At 65.1% G+C, this 20,435-nt stretch carries 23 protein-coding genes; 14 read left to right on the forward strand and 9 right to left on the reverse strand.

The features are described from left to right. Window positions 1-6 precede the first annotated feature (6 nt). Window positions 7-975, forward strand: a complete 969-nt coding sequence (locus tag ASH04_RS04155) for an MsnO8 family LLM class oxidoreductase (RefSeq protein WP_200937282.1) — start codon at window positions 7-9, stop codon at window positions 973-975. Here ASH04_RS04155 and ASH04_RS04160 read toward each other — a convergent pair. Then, window positions 951-1,886, reverse strand: a complete 936-nt coding sequence (locus ASH04_RS04160) for a LysR substrate-binding domain-containing protein (RefSeq protein ID WP_032365455.1) — start codon at window positions 1,884-1,886, stop codon at window positions 951-953. The genes ASH04_RS04155 and ASH04_RS04160 overlap by 25 nt on opposite strands. A 131-nt stretch (window positions 1,887-2,017) precedes the next feature. Between ASH04_RS04160 and ASH04_RS04165 the strand changes: the two genes are divergently transcribed. Beyond that, the gene (locus ASH04_RS04165) at window positions 2,018-3,340 is read left to right on the forward strand and encodes an NAD(P)/FAD-dependent oxidoreductase (RefSeq protein ID WP_057472937.1); all 1,323 of its coding nucleotides are present in this window, start codon (window positions 2,018-2,020) and stop codon (window positions 3,338-3,340) included. A gap of 13 nt (window positions 3,341-3,353) precedes the next feature. Here the strand turns inward: ASH04_RS04165 and ASH04_RS04170 are convergent, their stop codons facing one another. From ASH04_RS04170 to ASH04_RS04180, 3 genes are read right to left on the reverse strand one after another with little or no spacing between them, the layout of a single operon-like run. Continuing rightward, complete coding sequence (locus tag ASH04_RS04170) at window positions 3,354-4,010, reverse strand: response regulator transcription factor (protein ID WP_057472784.1); 657 nt, start codon at window positions 4,008-4,010, stop codon at window positions 3,354-3,356. After that, entirely contained in the window at window positions 4,007-5,293 is a 1,287-nt protein-coding gene (locus tag ASH04_RS04175; protein WP_082519153.1) for a sensor histidine kinase, read from the reverse strand. Before ASH04_RS04175 ends, ASH04_RS04170 begins: the two co-directional genes overlap by 4 nt. Beyond that, entirely contained in the window at window positions 5,293-5,892 is a 600-nt protein-coding gene (locus ASH04_RS04180) for a hypothetical protein (protein WP_235579919.1), read from the reverse strand. Before ASH04_RS04180 ends, ASH04_RS04175 begins: the two co-directional genes overlap by 1 nt. Window positions 5,893-6,049: 157 nt before the next feature. Between ASH04_RS04180 and ASH04_RS04185 the strand changes: the two genes are divergently transcribed. Beyond that, a complete protein-coding gene (locus ASH04_RS04185) occupies window positions 6,050-6,250 on the forward strand; it encodes a membrane protein (RefSeq protein WP_027498199.1) in 201 nt (66 codons plus the stop codon). Window positions 6,251-6,256: 6 nt separating this feature from the next. Here ASH04_RS04185 and ASH04_RS04190 read toward each other — a convergent pair whose 3' ends face one another. Then, window positions 6,257-6,790 (reverse strand): SixA phosphatase family protein, encoded by a 534-nt coding sequence (locus ASH04_RS04190; RefSeq protein ID WP_032390682.1) that lies wholly within the window; start codon window positions 6,788-6,790, stop codon window positions 6,257-6,259. Next, window positions 6,777-7,319 (reverse strand): GtrA family protein, encoded by a 543-nt coding sequence (locus tag ASH04_RS04195; protein ID WP_057472786.1) that lies wholly within the window; start codon window positions 7,317-7,319, stop codon window positions 6,777-6,779. The genes ASH04_RS04190 and ASH04_RS04195 overlap by 14 nt, the downstream gene beginning before the upstream one ends. 62 nt (window positions 7,320-7,381) lie before the next feature. Between ASH04_RS04195 and ASH04_RS04200 the strand changes: the two genes are divergently transcribed. Further along, complete coding sequence (locus ASH04_RS04200; protein ID WP_057472787.1) at window positions 7,382-8,587, forward strand: MFS transporter; 1,206 nt, start codon at window positions 7,382-7,384, stop codon at window positions 8,585-8,587. Here the strand turns inward: ASH04_RS04200 and ASH04_RS04205 are convergent. After that, complete coding sequence (locus ASH04_RS04205) at window positions 8,566-9,171, reverse strand: TetR/AcrR family transcriptional regulator (protein ID WP_027498196.1); 606 nt, start codon at window positions 9,169-9,171, stop codon at window positions 8,566-8,568. The genes ASH04_RS04200 and ASH04_RS04205 overlap by 22 nt on opposite strands. A 66-nt stretch (window positions 9,172-9,237) precedes the next feature. Here ASH04_RS04205 and ASH04_RS04210 point away from each other — a divergent pair, with 66 nt between their 5' ends. From ASH04_RS04210 to ASH04_RS04220, 3 genes are all read left to right on the forward strand, one after another. After that, window positions 9,238-9,879, forward strand: a complete 642-nt coding sequence (locus ASH04_RS04210) for a GAP family protein (RefSeq protein ID WP_161631823.1) — start codon at window positions 9,238-9,240, stop codon at window positions 9,877-9,879. A 34-nt stretch (window positions 9,880-9,913) separates the two neighbouring features. Next, complete coding sequence (locus ASH04_RS04215; RefSeq protein WP_027498194.1) at window positions 9,914-10,165, forward strand: hypothetical protein; 252 nt, start codon at window positions 9,914-9,916, stop codon at window positions 10,163-10,165. Between the two features lie 104 nt (window positions 10,166-10,269). Next, on the forward strand, window positions 10,270-11,217 hold the full coding sequence (locus tag ASH04_RS04220; RefSeq protein WP_051365264.1) for a CPBP family intramembrane glutamic endopeptidase: 948 nt from the start codon (window positions 10,270-10,272) through the stop codon (window positions 11,215-11,217). Here the strand turns inward: ASH04_RS04220 and ASH04_RS04225 are convergent. Continuing rightward, window positions 11,207-11,719, reverse strand: coding sequence for a GNAT family N-acetyltransferase (locus ASH04_RS04225; protein ID WP_027498192.1), 513 nt, complete (start codon window positions 11,717-11,719; stop codon window positions 11,207-11,209). The genes ASH04_RS04220 and ASH04_RS04225 overlap by 11 nt on opposite strands. 101 nt (window positions 11,720-11,820) lie before the next feature. Between ASH04_RS04225 and ASH04_RS04230 the strand changes: the two genes are divergently transcribed. The 7 genes from ASH04_RS04230 to ASH04_RS04260 all read left to right on the forward strand — a co-directional run bounded on the left by ASH04_RS04230 (window position 11,821) and on the right by ASH04_RS04260 (window position 19,718). Then, the gene (locus tag ASH04_RS04230) at window positions 11,821-13,971 is read left to right on the forward strand and encodes an HNH endonuclease signature motif containing protein (protein ID WP_057472788.1); all 2,151 of its coding nucleotides are present in this window, start codon (window positions 11,821-11,823) and stop codon (window positions 13,969-13,971) included. A 158-nt stretch (window positions 13,972-14,129) separates the two neighbouring features. Next, window positions 14,130-14,681 carry a biotin transporter BioY gene (locus ASH04_RS04235; protein WP_239535631.1) on the forward strand — a complete coding sequence of 184 codons (552 nt, stop codon included), beginning with the start codon at window positions 14,130-14,132 and terminating at the stop codon, window positions 14,679-14,681. Then, complete coding sequence (locus ASH04_RS04240) at window positions 14,678-15,826, forward strand: AMP-binding protein (RefSeq protein ID WP_057472789.1); 1,149 nt, start codon at window positions 14,678-14,680, stop codon at window positions 15,824-15,826. The genes ASH04_RS04235 and ASH04_RS04240 overlap by 4 nt, the downstream gene beginning before the upstream one ends. Then, a complete protein-coding gene (locus ASH04_RS04245; RefSeq protein ID WP_057472938.1) occupies window positions 15,826-16,944 on the forward strand; it encodes a thiolase family protein in 1,119 nt (372 codons plus the stop codon). The genes ASH04_RS04240 and ASH04_RS04245 overlap by 1 nt, the downstream gene beginning before the upstream one ends. Continuing rightward, the gene (locus ASH04_RS04250; RefSeq protein ID WP_027498187.1) at window positions 16,941-17,621 is read left to right on the forward strand and encodes an energy-coupling factor ABC transporter ATP-binding protein; all 681 of its coding nucleotides are present in this window, start codon (window positions 16,941-16,943) and stop codon (window positions 17,619-17,621) included. Before ASH04_RS04245 ends, ASH04_RS04250 begins: the two co-directional genes overlap by 4 nt. Beyond that, window positions 17,618-18,265, forward strand: a complete 648-nt coding sequence (locus tag ASH04_RS04255) for an energy-coupling factor transporter transmembrane component T family protein (protein WP_027498186.1) — start codon at window positions 17,618-17,620, stop codon at window positions 18,263-18,265. The genes ASH04_RS04250 and ASH04_RS04255 overlap by 4 nt, the downstream gene beginning before the upstream one ends. Beyond that, complete coding sequence (locus ASH04_RS04260) at window positions 18,156-19,718, forward strand: AMP-binding protein (protein WP_235579920.1); 1,563 nt, start codon at window positions 18,156-18,158, stop codon at window positions 19,716-19,718. The genes ASH04_RS04255 and ASH04_RS04260 overlap by 110 nt, the downstream gene beginning before the upstream one ends. Here the strand turns inward: ASH04_RS04260 and ASH04_RS04265 are convergent. Further along, complete coding sequence (locus tag ASH04_RS04265; protein ID WP_442971183.1) at window positions 19,622-20,413, reverse strand: acyl-[acyl-carrier-protein] thioesterase; 792 nt, start codon at window positions 20,411-20,413, stop codon at window positions 19,622-19,624. The genes ASH04_RS04260 and ASH04_RS04265 overlap by 97 nt on opposite strands. Window positions 20,414-20,435 lie beyond the last annotated feature (22 nt).

Below are 20,435 nucleotides of genomic sequence, written 5' to 3' on the forward strand. Positions count from 1 at the left end.
GCTGATGTGTTCTTATCACTGCTCGACCGATCCCGCACGAGGGCAGGCGTCGACGACGCCGCGGCGCTCCGTCACACCGTCGAACGCGGCGTGCACGCCGAAAAGCTCGGGCTGCACCGGTTCTGGGTGGCCGAGCATCATGCGGTACCCGGCATCGCTTCGGGCGCGCCTGCAGTTCTCGCAGCGGCGGTGGCGTCGCAGACCTCGCGCATTCGCGTCGGATCCGGCGGGGTGATGCTGCCGAACCATCAACCGCTGATCGTGGCCGAGCAGTTTCTGATGCTGGAGTCGCTGTTTCCGGGTCGGGTAGACCTGGGCGTCGGGCGGTCGCTCGGGTTCACCGAGCCGGTGCGCGCTGCCCTGCGTCGAGACCGTGACGCCCCGGATACGTTCGAGGCCGACGTCGCCGAACTGCGGTCGTATCTCGACGGGTCCGGTCCTGTGACTGCGCGGCCGGCAACCGCGCCGCCGCCGATGTTCGTGCTCGCGACCGGTGCCGGGCTCGAGGTCGCCGCCCGCGCCGGGCTGCCGGTGGTCGTCGGTGGTCCGGTGTTGCGCGGGGACGACCCACTGGCGCTGTATCGCAAGCACTTTCGGCCGAGTTCGCAACTGTCGGATCCGTACGTGATCGTCTCGCTCGATGTGACGATCGCCGCGGACGCGGCAGACGCGCGCCGTCTCGCACTCCCGGAGGCATGGGCGATGGCGCGATCGCGGCGCGAGGGCGAATTTCCGGCGCTCGAACCCGCCTCGTCGATCGACGAAACGCGGTGGACGCCGCGCACCCGAGATCGGATCGAATCGTCCTTGGATGCAACCATCCTCGGCACGGCCGAGCAGGTCCGGCCCCGGCTCGACGAGCTGATCGAGCGCACCGGAGCGGACGAGATCATGGCCTCCACGTCGACGTTCGACCGGGCCGAACTGTTCGCCGCGGACGCCGCTTTCGCTCAGCTCTCCGCCGCTGTTTCTTGAACCGGAGCTGTGGGCTGAACCGGAGCTGTCGGCTGGGCCGGTGCCGTATCGGCCAGCGCGGCAACCAGATCGCGTTGAATGTCGGTGGCCGGCACGGTCGCGTCGACCACTGCCGAGACCGGTAGTCGCAGCCGACGGTCGGCCTCGGTGCGAAAAACGAGGCCGGTTTTTGGTGTGCTCTCGGCCGTGCTGGCGTAGAGGATCGACCAGCATTGCGGGTGGTTGAGCAGTTCGGCGCTCGCGGTGTGATCGGACGCCACCGGCGGTCCGAAGGTCAGCGGAAGTCCACTCCGTTTCATCTCGCGTTCGATGACGCGGTGCAACAGGATCTGCTCGCTTCGTTTGGGTAGCAGCAGTGGGTATTCGGCGAGTTGGCTCAGGCTCGGGTTGGGTTCCCCGGCCAGGGGATGGCCCTCTGCGAGGACGACGACGAGGTCCTCGGTCCACAGCTCGGTGACGTGCAGACCGGAGCGTTCGACGCTGCCGCGGATCAGTGCCACCTGGCAGTCACCCGACGTCACCGCTTCGATCTGTTCTGCGAATCGTTTGAGAACGAAGTCGATCTCGGCGTCGGGATGGCGTTCGCGTACCGCGACGATTGCCGAGATGGCGTTCGCGGCAAACGTCATGTTTCCGGTGAGGCGGAGTTGGTTTCGACGCCTGGTCGTCAGCGCCAACGCTGCCTGTTCGAGCTCCACCATGTGGCGGGCGATGGACACCAATTGTGCTCCGACGACGGTCAATCGGACTGTACGTGAGGTGCGCTCGAACAGCGGCTCACCGATCTCGCGTTCGAGCTTGGAGATCTGCAGACTGATCGCCGACTGCGAGACGTAGCACCGCTCGGCGGCACGGGAGAAGTTGAGTTCTTCCCCGACCGCGAGGAAGTACTTCAGTTGCCGCAGCTCCACGGCGACCTCCATTCATGAGTTCTGCTCATGGATGCTATTTCAACTTTCGCGTTGATAGCGCGGGAACGGCGGAGTTTCATGGAGGTAGTTCTTCGATCTACAAGAAATGTGTGCTCGGAAAGGGAAGTGCTGTGAAAACGTACGACGTCGTCATCGTGGGTTCGGGATTCGGAGCGTTGGCCGCGGCCAAGGCTCTGGGCAAGGCCGGTGTGACGTTCTCTCTGATCTCCAGCACCACCGAGCACCTGTTCCAGCCGCTCCTCTACCAGGCAGCAACCGGGATGATCTCGACGGGCGAGATCGCCCCGCCGATCCGGCGCATTCTCGCGCAGTACGACTCGGCCGATGTGCGTCTGGGCCGAGTGGTCGACGTCGATCCCGAGAGCCATCAGGTCACCTACGTCGGTGGCGGCGAACGCCACACCATCGGTTTCGGTCGCCTGATCGTCGCCACCGGAGCCACTCAGGCGTACTTCGGCCGAGACGAGTTCAAGGACCGTACCTTCGCGCTCAAGACCGTCGACGACGCAATCGCCCTGCGTGAGCAGATTCTGAGCTGCTACGAAAAGGCGCACCAGACCACCGATCTCGACGTACGCAAGGAGCTGCTCAGCTTCGTGGTCGTCGGTGCAGGCGCGACCGGCGTCGAACTGGCCGGCCAGATCCGGGATCTCGCGCACCGCTACTTCGCAGGCTCGTTCCCCGATATCGGACCCGACGACGTCACGGTCACCCTCGTCGACGGTGTGAAAGAAGTACTCCCCGCTTTCGGCGGCAAGCTCAGTGCCTATGCCCGCACCAAGCTCGAGAAGTCGGGCGTCGACGTCGTCACCGGTGCCATGGTGACCGATATCGCCGACGACGTCGTGACCGTGCAGGACGTCGACACGAAGACCTCGCGCACCTACCCGGCCAAGACCGTGATCTGGTCGGCCGGCGTTCAGGCCAGTGAGCTGGCGGCGACGATCGCCGAGCGCACCGGGTGCGAGACCGATCGGGCCGGTCGGTTGCTCGTGCACGACGACCTCACCGTCGGTACCGCGAAGGACATCTACGCGATCGGCGACGTGACCTCGCTGCACAAGCTGCCGGGACAGTCGCCGGTCGCGATGCAGCAGGGCCGCCACGTAGCCAAGACGATCATCGGAAAGGTCGACGCGGGAACGCCGTTCAAGTATGTCGACAAGGGCAGCATGTCGATCGTGGGCCGATTCAGTGCGGTGGCTCGGTTGTTCGGCAAGGTCGACATGTCCGGACCGATCGCTTGGTTGATGTGGCTCGCGGTGCACCTGATGTACCTGGTGGGCTTCCGCAATCGTTACGTTGCAGTGGTGTCGTGGATGACGTCGTACATCGGCGACAAGCGACCGCACTTCCAGTACACCGACAAATCCGGGTCGATGCTCGAACTAGCCGACGAGACATCGGACGACGAGGAACGTTCGGCGGCCTAGGATTCGGATAGGGCTAGCTGCTCACCAGACCGTTGCGGTAGGCCCAGATCACCACGTGCACTCGGGTGCTGACCTCGAGTTTGCGGCAGATGTTGCCGATGTGGGTCTTGACCGTACTCTGCTCGAGTCGCAGTGATCGGGCGATCTCGCTGTTGCCCAGCCCTGTCGCGAGCAATTGCACCACCTCCATCTCCCGGAGGCTCAGATCGTGTTGTGGGGCAGTGCTTCTCGCCGATCGCTGTGGTGCCCCGCGTCGCGCGAACTCCGCCATCAACCGCGGGGTGACGCGCGGCGACAGGGCCGCTCCGCCGGCGGCGACGGTCGTCACGGCGTCGATGAGCTCGTCCGGATCTGCGTCTTTGAGCAGAAATCCGGATGCACCGCTGTCGAGTGCGGCGAACACGTACTCGTCGAGATCGAAGGTGGTGACGACGATGATGCGAACATCGTCGAATCGCGCCAGGATTTCCCGTGTCGCGGTGAGTCCGTCGCCGTTCGGCATCCGAATGTCCATCAGTACGACGTCGGGCTGCAGCGCCGAGACCTGTTGCACGGCATGACGTCCCGACGAGGCGTGTCCGACGACCTCGATGGTGGAATTGCCGGCCAGGAACAGCTCGAATCCTTGCCGAACCACGGGTTGATCATCGACGATCAGTACTCTGATCATGCCGGTACCCCGTCGGGGCGAGAGATCTTGCCGTCGACCAGTAGTTGCGCGCGCACCACCCAGCCTCTGCCGTCGGCGAGCTCATTCGGCCCGGCCTTCAGCGTCCCGCCGAACAGGGCTGCTCGCTCCCGCATGCCGGGAATGCCGAATCCCTGACCCGAGGAATCGTCATGACCGGAGGTGGGGGAGGCAATCGTGTTGGAAACGGTCACCTCGACATTCGTTGCTCCAGTGCTGACCTGGACCCGCGCGGCGCAACCGGGCGCGTGGCGTCGAGCATTGGACAGTGACTCCTGCACGATGCGAAAGCACGTCAACTGCACCGCGCTGTCCATTCGGGCTGCGTCGCCGGTGACCTCGAAGTCGATGGAGGCGAACGACATTCGAGACTGTTCGACGAGGTCGGTGATATCGGAGATCATGGGCTGTGGTGCGCCGCCGTCATTGTCGGTCGGGCGCAGGATGCCGACAATTTGGCGGAGACTGTCGAGGGTGCGTTGACCGTGTCCGATTGCGCCGGTGAGTAGTTCGCGTGCCTGCTCGGGGTCGCTCGTGATGAGAGTCTTCGAAGCCTTGGCCTGGATGAGCATGCCGGTGAGGTGATGGGCTGCGACGTCGTGCAATTCGCGTGCCATGGTGCGCCGCTCGTTGTCCAGAGCTGTCTCCAGGCGTTCCCGGTGCGCCGATTCGGCCCGCCCCAGTGCCGCCTCGCTCTCCAGTTCCTGGGCCCGGCCACGTGCGATGTACTTACCCAGCGCGATGAGCACCGTGTAGTTGATGGCCAGGTTGGCGATCTGTTCGGCCACCACTCCGACGGTGCCGCCAGGTCCGGCTGCGGCGTCGGGAAAGGACAGGCGTGTATCGACGCTGACCAGGATCTCCAGTATCAATCCTGCGCCGAGGGGAACGAAGAGTCGAGGGCCGCTCACGCGAATTGCCAACGCGGCGATGGCGAACCAGTACAGGGGAGTGAAACCCAAAGTGCGCTCGGGTAATACGAGGATGAGTGCCACGCTGATCGCGACCACAGCCGAGTACGAGAAGACAGGGTAGGTCCGGCGGACGCAGGTCGCCGCTGTCATCGCCAGTACTGCGACGACACTTACCGTGATCAGGGCCGGGCTCTCGACGAGTTCGTCTCTGGTGTCGCCGACCATGCCCGTCGAGAGTTGGAATGCGGCGTAGACGACGGTGGCCAGCAGCATCTCGACGGGCAGGACCACCGGATTACGGGGCCGCCAGGAAGGGCGGAACGTGTTCGGTATCCGGGACCTGCCCATCATCAGCGTCGACTCCGTTCTCCTGCAGTGTCTTTCGAGACTACTGCAGTATCTTTCGAGCGCCCAGGGCTCTTGGTTCCCAGCACCCACAGCGGTCCGGTGACGAACCAGAAGAACGTGATGACGCCGAGCGGTTGCACCACTGTTTTCAACGCTGCTGCCTGATCCGAGTCTGCCACGGTGGCCGCCAGCACGTAGGTGATAGCCAGTGCTATTGCCGCAGCGCACAGCCATTTCACGAATCCTCGGATCTCGTTGCGGTAGGCCTGCGGTCCGGTCTTGGGTGGCGTGGACGGTGCCGGTCCTCCCGCAAACCGGTGGGCGAAGCGCACGTCCAGCCAGGCCACAGTGGAGTGTGCGAACACGAGGGTCCAACCGAGGTAGATACCGGCGAGACGGTGAGCGAACTCGACCTCCCCGCCGCGATGCAAGTCGACGGCGACGGCAGCGACGAGGACGAGGTCGAGGATCGGAAGCAGAGCCAGCACGACGGTGCTGGCTCGCCGCATCCGAGCCAGGTAGCGCACGCACAGGCCGCCGAGGACCAGCACCCAGAACCCGACTTCGCAGACGGCGATGGTGAGCAGAATTGGATTGTCCATGGGCCGATCTCACGCGAGTCGACTCTGATGCGACACCCTGCCGAGGCGTCGTAGCTGGTGATTCCTACCGACGTACGACGCGGCGGTCCACCGAAAGTCGTAGTAGGCCGCGCTAGTGTGGAAATTACGCATACGGGACACGAAAAGGGAGTCGACGATGGCAGGCAAGAAGATCGACAGAGTCCATGCACAGTCCGCGCTGGAAACGGTTCGCGAGAATCCCGGTATTGCATTGATTGCCGCCGCACCTGCATTGGTGGTGCTCGCGGTGGTGTGGTGGCTTCTCGGGTTTCCCGCCGCGCTGATTCTTCTGATCGCCGCAGGCGGTGCCGGCTACCTGTATCTCCGGAACCGTTAGTCGGGTCTACGCGCCGTCGGAATCGGCGCGGGGGATGCAGAATTCGGTGATCGTGGCGGTACTTGCTGCCAGCTCGGCCCAGCTGCATTCGGTGGTCAGCACAGCGATCGCCGAGGTGGGAAAGCGGTGTCGCACTTCGCGGGCCACGTCGGTGTCGTCGTCGACGGCCAGTTCGAGTGCCGTCCACGGAATTCCGGGCTCGTGTCCGACGACCAACAGTGTCGAGACAGTCACGTCGTCGAAGTAGGTGTCCGCCAGTTTGATTTCGTCGATGATTTCGTCGGCCGAACCACCGTAGATGTCTCGCTCGAAGCGGGTGGGTGCATCGCCGAGGCCGGTGGCGGCCAAGGTCTCGCGAGTCCGCAGAGCCGTCGAGCACAACACGGCGTCGACGGAGCCGACGTGCTCGGTGATCCAGGCTCCTGCCAGTCCTGCTTCCCGTTGGCCGCGTGGAGCCAGTGGCCGCTCGTGGTCGGGCACGCCGTCGGGGTAGCCGGATTTGCCGTGCCGCATCAGCACGAGGGTCCTAGTGGTCGCCATGCCGTCCACCGTAAACGGTCAGGGCAACCTCGTCTTGAACGACGTTCACCGGCTCGGGGAAAACGAACTTCCGCATTGCCCACCACCGGAAGGCGGTGGCGAGCAGGGTGCCGACAATGGAGCCACTGACGAAGTCCGCGATGTTCTCGGTGATGAAAGACACGTTGGGAGCGCGCAGATCCAGCACGTAACTCGACACCCAGAGCGGCAATTGGTTGATGGCCAGACCGGTCCCGGCGACGGCGAAGAACAGCGCTGCTTCGTGATGGCGACGTCGTCCGCCGCGGGCAGTGAACGACCATTCCCGGTTGAGAACGTACGACACGATCGTCGCTATCAGCACAGCCAGAACATTGGCTGTCACCGGCTTGTCCTGCAGGATCGTCCACTTCAAGCCGAAGAACAGCACGACGGTGACGACGAAGGTGATTGCTCCGACGATGAGGAACTTCAGAGCCTCGGCGTGCTTGACGAGGGGCGCGAGCCAACTCTCGGGAACGTGGTCGGTGAGGCGGTCGGACACATGCATCCCATCGACGTTACCTCGAGTAACGGGTTGGGTAGTCCCATCAACGATAGGCTCGCGGCACTATGGGCCGCCCGAAAACCAGTGCTCGCTTGTCCGTTCTGATCGTCTTCTTCGTCAACGGCGCGGTGTTCGCCAACTGGGCACCCCGCATTCCCGAGATCCAGAACTCGTTGTCCATCGATGTTGCCACGCTAGGTCTCGCACTTGCAGGGGTCGGTGTCGGCGGGCTTGCCGCAGCACCCGTTGCCGCCGTGCTGGTTCACCGATTCGGCAGTCGGTGGGCTGTTCTCGCGTCGGGACTCTTGTTGTGCGGTGCGTTCGTGCTCCCCGCTGTGGCGGTGTCGTGGTGGACGCTGCTGGCAGCTCTGGTCCTGCTCGGCGGGGCCGACGCGGTGATGGATATTTCCATGAATGCTCAGGGAGTGCTGGTCGAGGAGCGTGCGGGTCGATCTCTGCTCAGTGGCTTTCATGCCGCGTGGAGCGTCGGGGCGGTGGTGGGCGGAGTGGCGGGTTCTGCGGCCGCGGGTGCTCGCCTTCCGGTCGCAGTGCACTTCGCCTGCGTCGCCGTGGTGCTGGTTCTTGCGCTCGCGGCGGTCGGCCGGGGTCTGTTGGGTCCGGATGCGCGGCCGGATGAGTCCGCCGACGGCCCAACTCCTCAGCCGGCCGTCGGCCGTCCGATTGCGGCGCTGGCCATGCTCGGCGCGGTAGTTCTGCTGGCCGGCCTGATGGAGGATTTCCCGCAGTCCTGGAGCGCGGTGTACATGACGACCGAGCAGGGGGCCGGTCCTGGCGCTGCCGGTCTGGCGTTCGTCGCGTTCTCGGTGGCCATGTTGGTGGGACGCCTGGTGGGTGACCGGATCGTAGATCGGTTCGGACCGTCGTCGGTACTGACGGGTGGCGCAGCGCTGGTTGCGGTCGCATTTGCGGGCATCGCGGGGCTGTCGGTGCTCGCCGTCGACGTGCCTGTTCTGGTCATTGCCGCGTTCGCGGTCGCCGGCCTGGGGTCGAGTCCGCTGTTTCCCATCGTGTTCAGCCTGGCCGGACGGCTTCCCGGCGTCTCGTCGGCTGCGGCGATCTCGACCGTCTCGCTGATCTCGCGTGCCGGATTTCTGCTGGCACCGTTGGTGGTCGGGCGGGTCGTCGAGGCATCGGGCTTCGGGTCGGTATTGGCCGCGATCGCTGCCGCGGGCGTCGTGGTCGCCGTGATCGGGTGGCTCTACGGCCGCAAATTTCCCGTGGACTCGGTTCAGGACTGCGGCTCCAGATAAGTGCGCAACAACCGACGTACCTCGTCGGCCGTGAGTTGCTCGGGATACGTCACCGCCTGCAATGTCAGTCCGTCGATGTAGGTATGCAGTTCGGCCGCGGCATATTCGTCGACGGTGCTGTCGAATGTGAATGCGGGGGAGTTCGGTCGATCGAGATCGTGCAGGTGCGCCCACGCGAGCCGACAGAGGTAACGGCTGCCGAACCACCCGGCCGTCTTGAGGGCGGCTAGTCGCTCGTCGAATCTGGCACGCACGAGCGCTTCCAGCCACACCGATGCCTCGGCGCGGCGGTCCTCGTCGAGTGGCAGTAATTCCTCGAGGACTCGGATCGCGCGAACCAGGCCGTCACCGCCGGCCGGATGTTCCTCCAACCGATGTACGACGCGTTGCGTCATGGCCTCGGCCGCGAAGAGGACAAGTTCTCCTTGATCGGAGAAGTAGTACCGCAGTGATCCAGGGGAGACGCCGGCTTCGGCAGCGACGCTGCGTACCGTCGCCCCGTTCATTCCTGCTCGTTCGATGACGCGCCACACGGCGGCGACGATCTCCGCTCGGCGTGCGTCGTGGTCGACGATCTTCGGCATCGGTCTGTTCTAGCACGAGAGCGTTTTTTCGACACGACTGTGCTGAAACCGTGTTACGGTACAGCTGTGTTATTTAAGCTCGCCGGGCTTGCGCTGGTGGACAGCATCGGAGTCGGGACACTTGCAGTTCCGTTGTGGATGATGCTGCGGCCGTCGTTTCGGGCAGGTGTCGTTCTGCTCCATCTGTGTGTGTTGGGGCTGCTGTACCTCGGGGTCGGTATCGCCGTCTGGGCGGCCTCCGACGGCCTGAGGGTGGCGATTCCTGGTGACGCGTGGATTCGGTTGGCGGTGGGTGTTGTAGTCCTGCTCGTGGGGGTGGTCTGCGACCGTCGGCGTCGAGTCCCCAGCAGTGCGTGGTGGACGCGGCCCCCGGGAAGTGTTCGCGGGGTTGTTCTGCTCGCGGTCGCTGTGGGCGCGGTGGAGGTGGCGACGATGCTGCCCTACTTTTCGGCAGTTGCCATCGTGGGAGATGCGGACCTGGGGCGGTTGTCCTCGGTGTCGATTCTGGCGGCCTACGTGCTTGTGATGCTGTCGCCTGCCCTCGTCCTGCTGGCTGTCGGAGTGGTTGCGCAGGAGCGTATTTCGTCGGTCACGCGACCGCTGGTGCGGCGCGTGGACCGTTGGACCGGCGACGTAGCGGCAACGGTGTCGATCGTGGTGGGCGCGCTACTGGCCGCGAATGCGGCGATCGAACTGAATCTGGTCTGACCTGGTTGTGGTCCGAATCGATGAAAGGGAAGCGATGAAGGTACGAGAGGCGGGCAGCATCGTCGTGATCGTCGTCGGAGCTGTGCTGGCGCTGTTCTTCTGGGACCTGCAGTTCTCCTGGTTCCAGGGCGGCCCGATCGGCTGTGTTCTGGTGGTGCTCGCGATGGTCGACGTATGGGAATCGCGTCGCGGCACCCCGAGGAAGGGGCTGCTCGCGGAACTGCGAGACGACATCGTCGGCACGAAAGATTCGAGCGATGAGTCCGACCGTGACACCCGGCCGTGAGTGGCACCGCCGGTTCGTATCGCCGGGACCATACTGATTTCTCGGCCGAGGCGTGATAAACAAGCTGTTCGGCGATCTGTATCGAGCGGAATGGTGGTGGTCTGGTGACGACCGGTGTCGACGCGGGTCTTCGTGCTCGCTCGCCTCGGCGTGGTCTGACCGCTGCCGGTACCGCCGTGATGGTTGCGGCTCTGGTGGTCGGGTGGGTCGTCGTGTATTTCATCGGCTTGGTGGGTGCGCTGTGGCGTTTTCGTGAGCCGCATGCGCCGGCACCGATCCTCACGATGCACGATCAGTGGACCGATCTCGCGGTCGGCGCACTGCAGGTCGTTGTGGGGGCGATCGCGATCGGCGCGGTGCATCTCGCGCGGCGACGGACTTTGCCGGCGGTGCTGCCTCTGCGGCATGGCTCCGCGCGCGAGGCTGCGTTGACTTGGTGTGCTGCGATCGGCGCGGCGTCGGCGATAGTGCTCGTATTGTCGCGACTGAATATCGTCCGGTTCGGGTTCTCTATCCCTGCCTCTGTCGAATCGGATTGGCTTGCAGTCGTTTCCGCGCTCGCTGTCGGTCTGAGGGAGGAGCCGATTCTGGTGGCTCTGCCGGTTCTGCTGTTGGTGGGCAGGATGCCGATCTGGGCGATCATGGGGTTGTCGGCAACGTTGCGGGGCTTCCTGTACCTGTATTTCGGCGGCGGCGGATTCCTGTGGGCAGCCATATGGGGCGCGGCGGCGGTGTGGGTGTATTACCGATATCGGCGATTGTGGGTGCTGATCCTCATTCATGGATTCGTGATGAACATCCAGGTCTTCGACCGGGTGATTCCGTCCGACAATTCGGCGACGGTGCTGCAGTGGATCAACATTTTGATCCTGTTCGCGGCCCTGCTGTGGTGGATCACGCCCCGCGCCCTCGATGCGTTCCTGCCGAACACGGTGGCTGTCCGTTCCAACGATCGGGCTGTCGACACGACGCCTGTGGTGACCGACGTCGTGCTGAATCCCGAGAACGCGAACTCCGACCGATCCAGAAACGAACCACCCGTCAAGCCCTGACCATGCGCGCCTCGTGGCATTCCCACGTCGGGTCGAAGCGGGCTTCGCCGTCCAGCTCGAACCCGTTCTTGCGATAGAAGGCGATCGCGCGCTCGTTGGCGGCGGCCACCCACAGATACGCAGCGGGAGTGTCCTCACCTAGTGCGTCGTTCATCAACGCCAGTGCAATGCCGGTGCCGTGGTGTTCGGGCAGAACGTTCAACGACCACAATTCCCTGTGTGCAGGCGGATTTTCGTCGCGCGGGGGTCCTCCGGTCGCGAAGCCGACAATGCGTGAGTCGCCAACGTCGACTGCACATCGGGTGCGAACTCCACGCGCCGACGACTCGTCGCGATGGGCGATGATCTGCTGCCACCGTTCGATGCGGTGCGCGGGCCTCATCGCATCCAACTTCGCACCGTTGATCATTCCCGCATACGTTGCCTTCCAGATCGCAACGTGTGCTGTACCGATCTGCTGCTCGTCGCCGGGCCGGATGTCACGAATCGAGTAGCTGCGCATGGTGCCGTTATACCGGCCCGAACTCGGTGACCGAATCGAATTTTCTTGTCGGACCCCTCTCGTACTATCGAATACATGTTCGATACCGGGGGTGGGGAGCGGTGGAGACGCCGTCGGTCGATGACTGTATTGCGGGGTTTCTCGATGTCATCGCGCTCAGCCGTGTCCAGGAGAATCTTGCCCGGGCGGGGACCGTCCTGGCGTACTGCGACGTGCTCGAAATGCGGTTGGAGGCTGCCGAATCCGACGGTGGGGACCCTGGCGAGACCGTTCGCGGCGCTTTGTGCGACTTGGCCGTGACGATGACCGGCACGCGTCGCGATGCGTCGGTGATGCACGATGTCGCCGAGCGTTTACATCGAATGCCGTTGACGGCCTTGCGTTTCGTGACCGGCAGCTTCGACTGGTCGACGGTAGTCACCATAACCTCGGTGTTGCATCGCGCCAGTGACGAGACCATCTCGACAATCGAATACGAGGTCTGCGCCGCAGGGGGCCGAATGCGTCCGCAGGCCTTGCGGAACCGAATCTGGCGGTTGTGGATGAGGGCCGATCCGGACGGCGCTGCGCAGGCTCGCGAGACCGCGAAGTCGGAGGAAGTCGGAGTGCGGATCGACCGCACCGGTCCCGGCGGTATTTCGTCGCTCATCGCAAAAATCACGCATCTCGAGGCGGCCGAAGCGGATGCGCTCATCGTCGAGATTGTGGGGACTGTCTGCAAGGACGATCCGCGGTCGACGGGGATGCTGCGGGCGGCGGGACTGATGGCGTTGCTACACGGCGAACATTCGCTGGCCTGTCAGTGCGATCTGGGCGACGACTGCCCGGTTGCGGGTGGCACCGATGATCTCCCTCCTCGGCGCGGGCATCTCCTTCAGATCGTGGTGGCGGTGGAGACGCTGCTGGGACTGTCCTCGGATCCCGCGTCCTTGGCGGACGGGACGCCCATCGATCCGGAGGTGGCGCGCATCGTCGCCACCGACGCGAAATGGCAGGCCATGCTGACCGAGTTGGTCGACATGCTCAAACCCGAGGGAAACAGTTCCGACGACGACGACGACGACGACGACGACGACGGCGACGACGGCGACGACGGCGACGACGGTGAGGGCGGCGACGACGGTGAGGGCGACGAGGGCGAGGGCGACGACGGCCCTGAGGGCGGTAACCCGAAAGGTGGAGGACCGTCTGGCAGAGGGCCGGATGGCGGTGACCCGAACGACGTGAATCCTGATGGCAAGTCCGGCCCTGACGGCGATTCCGGTCCCGACGGCCATGGCGGTTCCGAGGGCGATTCCGGTCCCGACGGCGACGCGGGTCCAGGCGCCGGCGACCAGGACGACCGTCGCGGAAGAGGCCCGGACGGCGTTGGAGGCTCGCAGCGCGGTGAGTGCAGCGGTCGAGACCCGGGCAGCAGTAAGTACCCGGACAGCGGGCACGACCCAGGCTTGCGGTTGTCGACCGGTTTGTTGCTACGTCGAGTGGTGGGCATCGGGCGCGTGCGCGCTGCCGGCGAGCTTCCGTCGATACGCGGGGCAGGTGACTGCGCGAATTCACCCGCAGCCCCTGTGCTGGGGGAGGAGTCTGTCCGCGATGGGCTGGTCGCGCGGTGGCTCGCATGGATTGCCGAGAAGCCCGAGCGTGCTCGGGGCATCTTTCCCGACGGCCACGGCGGGGAGCGCAGTCCGTCTCAGGCTGCGGTGACCTATCGACCCAGTGCCCGCGTCGCTGCTGCCGTTCGGGCCGCGTATCGCACGTGCACGTTCCCCCGTTGCGACGTGCCGTCGGCGCGGTGCCAGGTCGATCATCTGGTGCCGTTCGACCAAGACGATCCGCGGCGGGGAGGTTGGACCATCGTGACCAATCTTCAACCGGTGTGCGTGTTCCATCATCAGGCGAAGACCTCGAAAACGTGGTCGGCGGCGATGGTGGCCGGAGGGGTAATTCTGTGGTCGAACTCGCTCGGGTTGCGCTCGATCACGTTGCCGGACTTCTCGATAGGATCGCACGCGGGTCGCAGCCGACGTCGGAAGCGGTCTTCAGGGAAGGTGACGTCCCTGTCCGAACCCACCCGATGGGAACTCGACTACAGCGGGTCCGCACCCCCGACGCTCGCGGACTTCCGTGCTGCCTCGACGGACTCGGCAAGGAAGAGGCTCGCAGAGAAGAGGCGGGCCTATCTCGAGCATTGCCGCGTTGTACACGCACGCATACGACAGGATTGGAGTCGATACGATCCCGCGCCCTTCTGACGCCGGGCCTGCCGGTGCCCGATAGGTGGTCAAGGCCACGCACCTGCTACCTTGAACGCCGTTCAAGTATCTGGGGCAGGCGATCGCCCCTTCCTCGAGGAGCCACCGTGTCAGGTATCGACAGCAGTACTCGCCCGCCGAGCCGTAAGGTCGGTCGAATGAACGTCTCCGCCCGCGACATGGCGCAGATCGCGGTGTTCGCGGCGCTCATCGCCGCGCTCGGACTGCCGGGATCGATCACGGTGGGCTTCTCCGGAGTCCCGATCACCCTGCAGACCCTCGGCATCATCCTGGCCGGCGCAGTTCTGGGACCACGCAAGGGCACGGCCGCAGTACTCGTGTTCCTCGCCCTGACAATGATCGGCCTGCCGCTGCTGGCGGGCGGACGCACCGGCCTCGCGGCGATGGCCGGCCCCACCGTCGGATACCTGATCGGCTGGATTCCCGCAGCGCTGATCATCGGTTGGCTCACCGCCCGCATCCTGCCGAAGTACTCGATCGTGCTCGGACTGCTGATCAACGCCGTCGGCGGGATCCTCGTCATCTACATCTTCGGCACCATCGGATTGCTGCTCCGCACCGACGTCGGGCTCTGGGCCGCGATCACCACCAACGGACCGTTCCTGCCCGGCGACATCGCGAAGGTCGTCGTCGCCACGGTCGTCGCCAAGAGCGTGCACCGCGCTTACCCGGGACTGATCAAGAGGTGACCTTTACGCTGGGAGGTCGAGACCAGGACACCGCCATCGTCTGGCGCGGTCGCAGTCTCACCTACGCCGAACTCGACGCCGCCGTCGAGCAGTGGCCTCACCTCCCGGCACACGCCCAATCACACGACGCCCAATCACACGACGCATCAGCACTGGATCTGCCGGACGCGTTGGTCTGTGTTGTCGCGGCGGCTCGGCAGGGGTGCGCGGTGCGAGTCGAGGACCCGGCCGCCAGGCCCGAACGCAGCGGCGACCCCGACCCCGACGCCTTCCTGCTGGTTGCAACCTCCGGTTCCACCGGCAGGCCCAAGCCGCTCGCGCGGACCGCGGCGTCGTGGGTCGACAGCTTCGCCGAGTTCACCGACATCACCGGCATCCGTCCCACCGATTCGATAGCGATCACCGGACCCCTGCACGCCACGATGCATCTGTTCGCGGCACTGCATGCGCTGTGGCTCGGTGCCTGTGTCACCGACGACCGTGCGCGGGCCACGGTGGTACATGCGGTCCCTGCGGTGTTGCGGGACGTCGCTCCGCGGATGCCGCACCTTCGGATCGCGGTCGTTGCTGGAACGATGCTGGACTCCGTTGCAGCTCAGTCTGTTCCGGACAGCGTGAGACTGGTCGAATATTATGGGGCCGCCGAGTTGTCCTTGATCGCAGCGAGGGTCGTGGGTGAGCAGCCGACGCTGGTACTGCTTCGCGACGTCGAGGTGCGCACCGACGACGGTTACCTGTTTGTGCGGTCCCCCTACGCCGCCTGGAGTGCACATGATTGGTTCGCCGTCGGCGACCTGGCCGACGTGCGTGGCCGGGAACTCGTCGTCCACGGGCGCGGAGATGCGGCGATCAACGTCGGCGGCACCACCGTGATCGCCGAGGACGTCGAGCGAATTCTGGTCTCGATCGACGGCGTCCTCGCCGCCGCGGCGATCGGCACTCCGCACTCCGTTCTCGGCGAAACAGTCTCTGCCGTCGTCGAACTCGACGGTTCACGCGATCTGGACGTGGTGCGCGCCGATGCCCGAGCGATCATGACCAAAGAGGCACTACCGAGGCGGTGGACGGTGGTACAGCAGTTGCCCCGCACCGCCAGCGGAAAAATCGCACGCGGGGCACTGCTGGCTAGAGGAGCACTGGCGTGATGCCCACACCCGTTGTTGTCACGGGTAAACGCACCGCGATCGGCATTGCAGGGCACGGGTTCGCCGATGTCACGGCACCTAACTTGGCGGTACCGGTTCTGAAAGCTGTTGCTGCAGAGATCGATCCGCTCGGTGTTCCGATCGACGACGTGATTCTCGGCAACTGCCTCGGCCCAGGCGGTGACGTCGCCCGAGTGGCGGCGTTGGGTGCCGGGCTCGGGTTCGCCGTCCCCGGGGTCACCGTCGATCGCCAGTGCGGATCCGGGTTGGACGCGTTGGCCCAGGCCGCGTCGCGCATCCGGAGCGGCGACGAGACGATGATTCTGGCCGGGGGAGTCGAATCTGCGAGTACCAGCCCGTGGCGGTTCTGGCCGCCCGTCGGCGACGCGGAGCCGGTCCGCTACACCCGAGCGCCGTTCGCACCCGACGGGTTCGACGACCCGGACATGGGTGTTGCGGCGGATGATCTCGCGCAGCGTCGCGGGATCGGTCGTGAACGCCAGGATTCCTATGCCGCAAGGTCTTTCGCCCGAGCGGCAGCGTACGACTTCTCCGCGGAAATCGTGGCTGTGAACAACATGGCTACCGACGAGCGCATTCGGCCCAATATGACGACGCAGCGCCTGGGCAGGCTACGCCCCACGTTCAGCACGGACGGGACCGTGACCGCCGGTAATTCGTGTGGAATCTCCGACGGCGCAGCCGTTCTGGCAATGACCACCCTCGAGCGAGCCGCGGGCATGCCGGCGCTGCGCATTCTCGGCAGCGCTGTTGCCGGGTCCGATCCTGCCCTTCCCGGGCTCGGACCGGTACCCGCGATCGCCAAACTGCTCGCCCGCACCGGGGTGGCGCTGAGCGACATCGAAACAGTCGAGATCACCGAGGCCTTCGCGTCGGTCGTGCTTGCCGTCGCGGACGAGCTCGGCATCGACGAGGACCGCATCTGCCCGGACGGTGGTGCCATCGCAATGGGGCATCCGTGGGGAGCGTCGGGTGCAATATTGTTGGTGCGGTTGCTCTCTCGTATGCTGCAGCCCGGAGGCCCTGCGCTGGGGCTGGCGGCCTGCGCTATCGGCGGCGGGCAGGGAATAGCAATGCTGGTGGAGAGAGTGTCATGAGTACGGTCGCCTTCGAGAACATCTCTCACGCATTCGGCGAGCGGCAGGTGTTGCGCGGCATCGATCTCGAATTCGACGAACGCCGTATCGGCATCATCGGGTCCAATGGATCGGGAAAATCCACGCTGGCCCGCATGATCAACGGGTTGATCAAGCCCGATACCGGCCGGGTCACGGTCGACGGAATAGACGCGGCCAAGAAGGGCGCGCAGGTCCGCAAGAAGGTCGGCTTCGTGTTCACCGATCCCGACTCTCAGATCGTCATGCCCACCGTCGCAGAGGATCTCGCGTTCTCGCTGCGGAGGTCCGGGCTCAGCAAGACCGAGGTGGCCGAGCGTGTCGACGAGATGCTCGTCCGGTTTCGACTCGATCGGCACCGCGACCACCCTGCTCATCTGCTGTCCGGTGGGCAGAAGCAGTTGCTCGCCATCGGGGCCGTCCTCATCCGGCGGCCGGAGGTGATCGTCGCGGACGAGCCGACGACGTTGCTCGATCTGCGTAACGGCCGCGTCGTCGCAGACGCCTTGAATTCGATGGACCAGCAGGTCATCGTCGTGACTCATCAGCTGGCGTTGCTGGACGGTTTCGAGCGCGTCATCGTCATCGACGACGGGCGAATTGCATTCGACGGCACCCCGGCTGCCGCGGTCCCGGCCTACCGCGAGTTGATCGGATGATCGGTCTCTACCGCCCCGGTGATTCGTTGCTGCATCGGATGAGTCCGGGATCGAAACTGCTGGCGCTGATCGTTGCCATTCTGGCGACGGTGATTCTCGCACGCACACCGCTCGAGGTCGGCGTGGTTGCCGTAATGGTCGCAGTACTGTTCGCGGTCGCCCGCATCCCTGCGAAAGTAGCTCTGGCGCAACTACGTCCGGTGCTGTGGATGCTGCTGATCATTGGCGTGTTCCAGGTGATCATCACCACCTGGCAACGCGCAGTGGTGGTCTGCGGAGTGCTGATCGTCTCCGTCGCGTTGGCCGCGTTGGTCACGCTGACCACCCGGGTCACCGACATGCTCGATACCGTCACCCGAGCCCTCGGTCCCGTCCGCCGCTTCGGCGTCGACCCGGATCGAATCGGTTTGCTTCTCGCCCTTGCCATTCGCTGCATACCGTTGTTGGCGTCGATCGTGCAGGAAGTGTCGCAGGCCCGAAAGGCCCGCGGCCTGCAGTGGTCGATGACGGCCCTGGCCACACCGGTGTTGGTGCGTGCGCTCCGTACTGCCGATGCGATGGGTGATGCCCTCGTTGCGCGCGGTGTTGACGACGACGGTGTGGACGACGACGGTGTGGATGACGACGGTGCAGATGACGAGTGATCTTCTCACCGCGCGGATAGCGCAGCACTGCGATCGGGCAGACATCGCGATCGTCGACGCGACCGGTCGGATCACGTACCGGGATCTGTGGCGTCGGGTGGAACGTGCGGCCGCTTCGATCGCCGGGATGCATCGAATCGCGGTCTTGCCGACGTCGGACATCGACTCGCTGGTCGTCGTCGCGGCCGCGATGCATGCCGGCGTGAGTGTCGTTCTGCTGCATCGGCATCTGCTACCCGGCGAATTCGTCGACGCGATGTCGGTCACTGCACCGTCGCTCATCGTGGCGCATCCGCGTCAGCACGCACGATTGCACAGGTGGGGTGCCGACGTGGTGCTGGCACCCGAGCAGCTCGCCGGCGACCGTGTTGCGCGCATCGATCCGCCGGCACGCAGCGCCGAACTGCTCGTGGGCATCACCTCCGGAACCACCGGCCCACCGAAATTGTTCGTTCGTGATCAGGCGTCCTGGGCGGCCACGCTCGACCGTTCCGATTCTCTGTTCGATCTCGGTCCGGGCGACAGAGTGTCTGCATCGGGAACTCTCGATCACACGCACTTTCTCTACGGTGCGTTGCACGGGCTTACTCGCGGCGCGACGGTGGACCTGCGCACGGCGGCTGCTGCTCTCGGAGATGTTCCGACACACTTGTATTCGGTACCGACGATCGCCTGGGACATCGCGCGGTCGAACGTGCAGTACCCCAGCGTCCGCGAGGTGCTCTCGTCTGCGGCGAGATGGCCGCAGTCGGGTCGGGCGGCACTTGCCACGGTGCTACCGAACGCGACCATGACGCACTTCTACGGCGCGTCGGAACTGAGCTTCGTCTCCTACGACCGTCGAACGTCCGAGGGCGCGGGGATCGAGGGGGCGGGGATCGAGGGAGCGCTGTTCGACGGCGTCGAGGTGGAGACCAGGGGAGAACTGCTGCACGTGCGCAGCGACATGCTGTTCGACGGCTATCTGAGTCGGGTGGGTGAGCACACCACCCTGACGGACGGACCGGTCGACGGGTGGATGACGGTCGGTGATCGCGGCAGCGTCGACCAGGGCCGGTTGACCTTGCTCGGCCGCGGCAGCGAGACGATCGTTCGAGCCGGCCTCACGGTCGAGTTGCCCCCGATCGAGGCGGCGCTGTTGTCGGTCCCCGGTGTTCTCGATGCCGGAGTTCTGGGCCTGCCCGATGACCGAGCAGGGGAGATACCGGTCGCCGGAGTGGTTGTAGCACAGAATGATTCACCGACGGTGGCGCAGATACGGCGCCACCTGCGTTCGTTGCTACCCGACCCGAGTCTTCCCGTCGTCATCGCGATCGTCGACGGTTTGCCGCGCACCCCGCGCGGCAAGCTCGATCGTCAGGCCTTGGGTGCAACCTTGGCGACGGTCCGGACCGTCTGTTCGCCCGAGGCTCCGGTGACGACGAACCAGACGGTCAGCGCTCCGCCCTCGTAGCGGTGACGTAGCGTCACGCGTTCGTTCGCCAGTACGGGCGTGAGGTATTCGATGACGGCGCGGTGGGGCGCTGCGGCCAGGTGCGGCAAGTCCACCAGCAGTTCTTCGACAGCGTGCCAGTACGCCGCGTTGTTGAGGTGATTGAAGGGGTCGATATCGGTTGCGCGCAAGGGGAATTCGATATCGTCCTGGGATTGCGACGGTACGGGTTCGGTCAGCCACGCCTTCCAGCGCAAGCGGTGCTGATCGGTGGTCTTGGCCAGCATCTCCAGTGCCCCGTCGCTGATGCGCGTCGGCATGCCGGTGTCCTTGCTGATGTTGATCCAGAAGCCCTCGGTCTCGATGCGACCGCCCTTGGGGGTCGTCACCGCCACCCGCATGTTGGACCAGCGCGTCGACATCGAGGAACACCAGCGCCGCAGGTGCACGCGGTCGGGAAAGTGGATGGGCTCGAACACGTCGATGACGGTGCGTCGCACGATCCACATCGGGTCGGTCTTACCCAGAGGGGTGGCGTCGAGATTGTCGGTGCCGATGTCCTGGAGGTAGCGCGCGACACCGTCGAACCGGAGTCGGTTGTTGGGGTCGATGTCGCCGGTACGTACCGGCCAGCTCGTCTCGAAGCCTTCACCGGGCGGCGGCTCGGGTGCCAGTTCGTCGTCGAAGCCGGCCGGTTCCACGCGTGCATTGGTCACGTCCGCACTGTACGCGGGTGGA

The organism is Rhodococcus sp. Leaf233 (genome assembly GCF_001426165.1).
GTDB classification, from domain to species: Bacteria; Actinomycetota; Actinomycetes; order Mycobacteriales; family Mycobacteriaceae; genus Rhodococcoides; species Rhodococcoides fascians.